Below are 4,817 nucleotides of genomic sequence, written 5' to 3'. Positions count from 1 at the left end.
AAATGGTTGAGTGGATCGAGTCGCGAATCGATGTATATGCAGAAATTCCAGATGCAATTGAATCTTTTGTCTTGCCAGGCGGTCATCCTGTAGCAAGTTTGTTGCATATGGCTAGGACGACGGTCAGAAGGGCAGAACGCCGTATTGTCAGTTTAGTAGCAGAAGAAGAGACAAATTCGCATGTCAGCATTTTTATGAATCGTTTATCGGATTATCTATTTGCTGTTGCACGTCTGGTCAATCATCAAGCTGGAATAAAAGAACCATTGTATGAACGTGGTGGAAAAGTTTTTCACACTTCTTTAACGAAAAAAGATATCCGTTAAAAACTGAATAAGCAATTGAAAACTGGAAGTTGGTGAAAATCCAACACGGTCCCGCCACTGTAAAAAGCAGCTGCTTTAAGTCAGGTCTTTTTTCAATTGTTTTAAACCGACTGTTTCGAGGCAGAACAGCGGGAGAACGCTAACGACAAATTGCCTCGTTGGCTTTTTTTGTAGAGTAGGGTATGATAAGTTTTTTTGCATTCGATGTCTAGTAGGTCAAGCCGGGTTTGCTCCGCTTTTCTTGTTTCAAAAATAGGGATACAATTGATTTGGAGGAATAGAAAATGAAAATAAAATTGAAATTAAAGTTAGGAATCATTATCGCAGCTTCGTTAGCATTGGTGGCTTGCAGTGATACGAGTCAAGCACCTGTAAACGAAAGCAGTTCAGCCGCTTCAAGTGAAATGACTGCTAGCAGTTCAGCAGCAGAAACGGTGTCCGTTTCAATTCAAATACAAGAAGAAGGCGAAGATTTGCCTGATGCGAACAAAGAAATAAAAGCAGAATCAGGAGAAACGTTGTTAGAAGCAATGGAAAAAACATACGACATTACTGAAAAAGATGGGTTTATTTCTGCTATTGAAGGCCACGAACAAGATGATAAAGCAGGGAAATACTGGTTGTACACTGTCAACGGGGAGCAAGCTACTGTTGGAGCAGCTGAATATATTTTAGAAGACGGCGATACTATCGTGTGGAACTTAGATGGCATGTAAAGCTAAACAGCTGTCTATTCAACGACTCACGTTACTTGCAATGATGACGACACTTTGCCAAGTGAGCCGGTTAGTATTTCAATTCTTGCCAAATGTTCAACCCGTGACCGTGATCTTAATTATTTTGACTCTTTCATTAGGAGTCAGTGATGGATTAATTGTAGCTGTTTTATCTATCTTTATTTCAAACATTACATTAGGCATGGGAGTATGGACGATTGCTCAAATGATTTCATTTGCTCTGCTGGTTTTAGTGACAGGGGTAGTGATCAAACCGTTTTTTAAGCAGATTCCTTTTCTGATAATGGTGTTATATGCAGTCTTAATGGGGTATCTATATGGTTTTATTATTTCACTCGTTCAAGCTCCGTTCTTCGGCATTCAAAATTTCTGGGTCTATTATATTTCCGGACTGCCATTCGATACGTTGCATGCTATAGGCAATGGTGGGTTTTATTTAATTTTAGCGCCTATCCTATTCCCATTATTAAAGAAATTTACAGAAAAATATTTTAAAGAGTAAATAAAAAAGGCTGTCTAAAAAGGATAGTTAGTTAGAAAAAATGCAGAAAAACACCAAAATGACGTGTGGTACTTTTCTGTATTTTTTTGTTGCTGCTTTTCTCAATTTCTTTCGAGACAGAGTGGGCTTGTCCCGCTGTTCTTAGTATATGTATGTTAAACTAGATTCAGAGAAATAGCTCTGAAAAGCAAAATGAGAGCGTTAACTAAATAAAATGCTGGACAGAAGAAATTAGAGCAACTAACAGTTCTTAGGAGGAGAAAGACATGACTCAATATTTAGGAATAGATATTGGCGGTACAGAAATAAAGTATGGTTTAATCAATGATGAAGGAGAAATAAAAGAAGTAGAAAGAAAAAAGACACCGTTAGATTCGTTAGAAAGTTTTATTGCTGTCATGGGTGAAATTTATGATCTTTATGCAGAACAAATTTCTGGTATGGCTATTAGCATGCCGGGAATTATTCATTCAAAAACAGGGTATGCAGTTCATGGCGGAACTTTGGAGTACATTAAAAAAATGAATATGGTTGAACTGTTGGAATCGCGTTGTCCGACCACCATCCATATAGAAAATGATGGCAAAGCAGCAACTTTAGGCGAATTATGGAAAGGCAATTTCCAAGGTGTTCAAAATGGTGTCATGCTTGTTTTAGGAACAGGCATTGGCGGCGGAATTCTCTGTAACGGACAATTGGTGAAAGGAACCCACTATTCAGCTGGAGAATTATCCTTTATTAAAACCAATTCAGACCAAAGCGAGGAAGAGGATTATAGGTTTGGGTACCAAAACGGATTAATCAAGTTATTTAAAAACGTATCAGAACGCTGCAGCCTTCCTTTAGATGAAATTGACGGACATTTAGTCTTTCAATATGCTGATGCAGGAAACGCAGCAGTTTTAGATTGTTTAAATGAATATTGCCGTACCTTAGCTATCCAAATTTTTAATTTACAAACGATTTTAGATCCAGAAAAAATCCTGATCAGCGGTGGCGTCAGCAAAGCACCGCTGCTGATTGAATTGATCAATAAACAAGTCACGGAAGTATTCCGTGAAAAAAATACAGAACTGTTTTATCCACCTATGATAGAAAAAAGCCGTCATGGCAATAAAGCCAATATCATTGGAGCACTATACAATTACAGATTGAATGAAGATATCCTAGTCTAAGTGGGCTTCACTGAACGATGAAAGCTTAATGGTATTCATGAGATAGGAGTGCTGTTTGGCGGCAGCTTTCGATGTTTTTTGTTTAAAAAAACGACAATTAAAAAGGCTGGAACAAAAGAATGTCATCTTTTGTTTCAGCCTTTTTTCTATCGATAGGGTCTCATAGAACGGGGTTTGTCTAATATTTCTTTATAGACAATTCCTTTTAACAATTCTTTTTGACGAGAAGCTTGTTTTTTGTCCTTCTTTTTATGTGTTTTCGAATGAACGAAATCATGGATCGGTTGTACTTTGGTGTCTAAAACTGGAGTATTGATTCGCCTGATTGGACTTTCAGCTTGAACAGACACTTTTCGGTTTTCCGTTTTAGAAACGAGTGGTTTTTCGTAATTAGAATGACGCGAGTTTGCTGAAACAGCAGAAGTATTTCGTCTTCCGGCACGGGTTTGCTGGTTCCGTTTTGCTTCTTGTTCGATCGCTCGCATTTTATCTTGCGAATGCCCAGCGTTGTTTTTATTTGTTGGGGCATTCCGCAGTCTTTCTTTCTCCTGATTCACTTCATTAACGAGACGTTGGTAATGAGACAGTTGCCCTTTTTTTCTAGCTGCTTGTTGTTTGAAGATCACTTTGCTGATAGATTGAACAATTGAAATCACGAATAGAATGGGAATAAGAATACTTAAAAAACTAAAAATTCCAAAAATACCCATTATTCATCACGATCACTTTCGCCTAACCCAGAAATAGAATCTCTCATTGAAGTATCTGCATTGATATTCTTCATATTGTAATAGTCCATTACTCCTAAATTGCCTTCTTTTAAGGCTTCAGCTAATGCCAATGGAACTTCTGCTTCTGCTTCAACTACACGAGCACGCATTTTTTGAACTTCAGCAAGCATTTCTTGTTCTTGGGCAATCGCCATTGAGCGTCTTTCTTCCGCTTTTGCTTGAGCAATGTTTTTATCAGCTTCGGCTTGTTCCATTTGCAAGCTGGCACCAATATTACGACCAACATCAATATCCGCGATATCAATAGACAAGATTTCAAAGGCAGTACCTGAATCTAACCCCTTGCGTAAAACAGTTTTAGAAATAGAATCAGGGTTTTCTAAAACATCTGTATGTTTAGTAGCGCTACCGACCGTTGTAACAATCCCTTCACCAACACGAGCGATGATCGTTTCTTCACCGGCACCACCGACTAATCGTTCAATGTTTGCACGAACGGTTACTTTAGCACGAGCTTTGACTTCAATTCCGTTCATTGCCATAGCAGCAATTTGTGGAGTTTCGATAACTTTTGGATTAACACTGACTTGAACGGCTTCAAACACGTTCCGGCCAGCCAAGTCGATTGCGGCTGCTTGTTTAAAGATTAGATCGATATTAGCACGTTGTGCAGCAATCAAAGCATCAATTACTTGGTTGACATCTCCTCCAGCCAAGTAGTGAGCTTCCAACTCATTGATGTTGATGTTCAAACCGGCTTTAGTAGCCTTGATCAAAGGTCGGATAATATTTTGTGGAGCAACTCTTCTTAACCGCATCCCTACTAATGTTCCAATAGAAACTTTTACTCCAGAAAAGTAAGCAGTGACCCATAATCCTACAGGTACAAACCGGAAAAACATACTTAAAATGACAATAACGATGATTGCAATCAAACCTATACCTATTAACCCACTTGTTTCTTCTAACATATTTACGACACTCTCCTAACTATTATTTTAGAACCTTCCACCTTTATGACTTCAACAAAGATATCAGACTCAATTTGTTCTCCTGAACTTAGCACATCTAATTCAATATCATCAAACGCAACTTTTCCTGATGGTCTTAATGTAGTAGTAGTAATGCCTTTTTTTCCTAAATAGTCAGAATAGTCTTTATTACTTGAAAAACCGCTGACTTTGTTTAAATTGTCGTTCAACACCAATTTATTGAAATTTCCAAAAGTATAGCCGTTTTTCAAGAGAATGACGGCTAGTATTACCGAAATAATACCGGCCACACTTAAATCAAACAAACTTTTACCCACATCTCCATAATTGAGATAAATTCCTCCAAAAAGTAAG

General features: G+C 37.9%; 7 protein-coding genes and 1 riboswitch. Of the genes, 4 read left to right on the top strand and 3 right to left on the bottom strand.

Annotation, left to right across the window (positions count from 1 at the left end):
- From RT405_RS12710 to RT405_RS12695, 4 genes are all read left to right on the top strand, one after another.
- Positions 1–326 (top strand): ATP:cob(I)alamin adenosyltransferase (locus tag RT405_RS12710; protein WP_396163846.1); only part of this gene is annotated, 326 nt, incomplete at its 5' end.
- A riboswitch (adenosylcobalamin (AdoCbl) riboswitch) is annotated at positions 324–461 on the top strand. Its footprint overlaps the gene before it by 3 nt.
- Positions 462–610: 149 nt before the next feature.
- Positions 611–1,042, top strand: coding sequence for a DUF4430 domain-containing protein (locus tag RT405_RS12705; protein WP_313470168.1), 432 nt, complete (start codon positions 611–613; stop codon positions 1,040–1,042).
- Positions 1,032–1,565 carry an ECF transporter S component gene (locus tag RT405_RS12700; RefSeq protein WP_313470166.1) on the top strand — a complete coding sequence of 178 codons (534 nt, stop codon included), beginning with the start codon at positions 1,032–1,034 and terminating at the stop codon, positions 1,563–1,565. Before RT405_RS12705 ends, RT405_RS12700 begins: the two co-directional genes overlap by 11 nt.
- A gap of 266 nt (positions 1,566–1,831) precedes the next feature.
- Positions 1,832–2,740: an ROK family protein gene (locus tag RT405_RS12695; RefSeq protein ID WP_313470165.1), complete on the top strand. Its 909-nt coding sequence runs from the start codon at positions 1,832–1,834 to the stop codon at positions 2,738–2,740.
- Between the two features lie 146 nt (positions 2,741–2,886).
- Here the strand turns inward: RT405_RS12695 and RT405_RS12690 are convergent, their stop codons facing one another.
- From RT405_RS12690 to RT405_RS12680, 3 genes are all read right to left on the bottom strand, one after another.
- Positions 2,887–3,450 carry a hypothetical protein gene (locus RT405_RS12690; RefSeq protein WP_313470164.1) on the bottom strand — a complete coding sequence of 188 codons (564 nt, stop codon included), beginning with the start codon at positions 3,448–3,450 and terminating at the stop codon, positions 2,887–2,889.
- Positions 3,450–4,442, bottom strand: a complete 993-nt coding sequence (gene floA, locus RT405_RS12685) for a flotillin-like protein FloA (protein ID WP_313470163.1) — start codon at positions 4,440–4,442, stop codon at positions 3,450–3,452. Before floA ends, RT405_RS12690 begins: the two co-directional genes overlap by 1 nt.
- A gap of 2 nt (positions 4,443–4,444) precedes the next feature.
- Positions 4,445–4,817, bottom strand: a 373-nt coding sequence (locus tag RT405_RS12680; RefSeq protein ID WP_313470162.1) for an NfeD family protein, incomplete at its 5' end; no start/stop codon positions are given.

The sequence above is a fragment of the Carnobacterium sp. genome, from assembly GCF_032094055.1.
Lineage (GTDB): Bacteria > Bacillota > Bacilli > Lactobacillales > Carnobacteriaceae > Carnobacterium_A.
This window is presented reverse-complemented; position numbering and strand designations above follow the sequence as displayed.

What these genes read in the sequence shown, in the direction of transcription:
- RT405_RS12705 (WP_313470168.1), top strand. Translation starts at nt 611, where the DNA reads ATGAAAATAAAATTGAAATTAAAGTTAGGAATCATTATCGCAGCTTCG.
- floA (WP_313470163.1), bottom strand. Translation starts at nt 4,442, where the DNA reads ATGTTAGAAGAAACAAGTGGGTTAATAGGTATAGGTTTGATTGCAATC.
- RT405_RS12690 (WP_313470164.1), bottom strand. Translation starts at nt 3,450, where the DNA reads ATGGGTATTTTTGGAATTTTTAGTTTTTTAAGTATTCTTATTCCCATT.
- RT405_RS12695 (WP_313470165.1), top strand. Translation starts at nt 1,832, where the DNA reads ATGACTCAATATTTAGGAATAGATATTGGCGGTACAGAAATAAAGTAT.
- RT405_RS12700 (WP_313470166.1), top strand. Translation starts at nt 1,032, where the DNA reads ATGGCATGTAAAGCTAAACAGCTGTCTATTCAACGACTCACGTTACTT.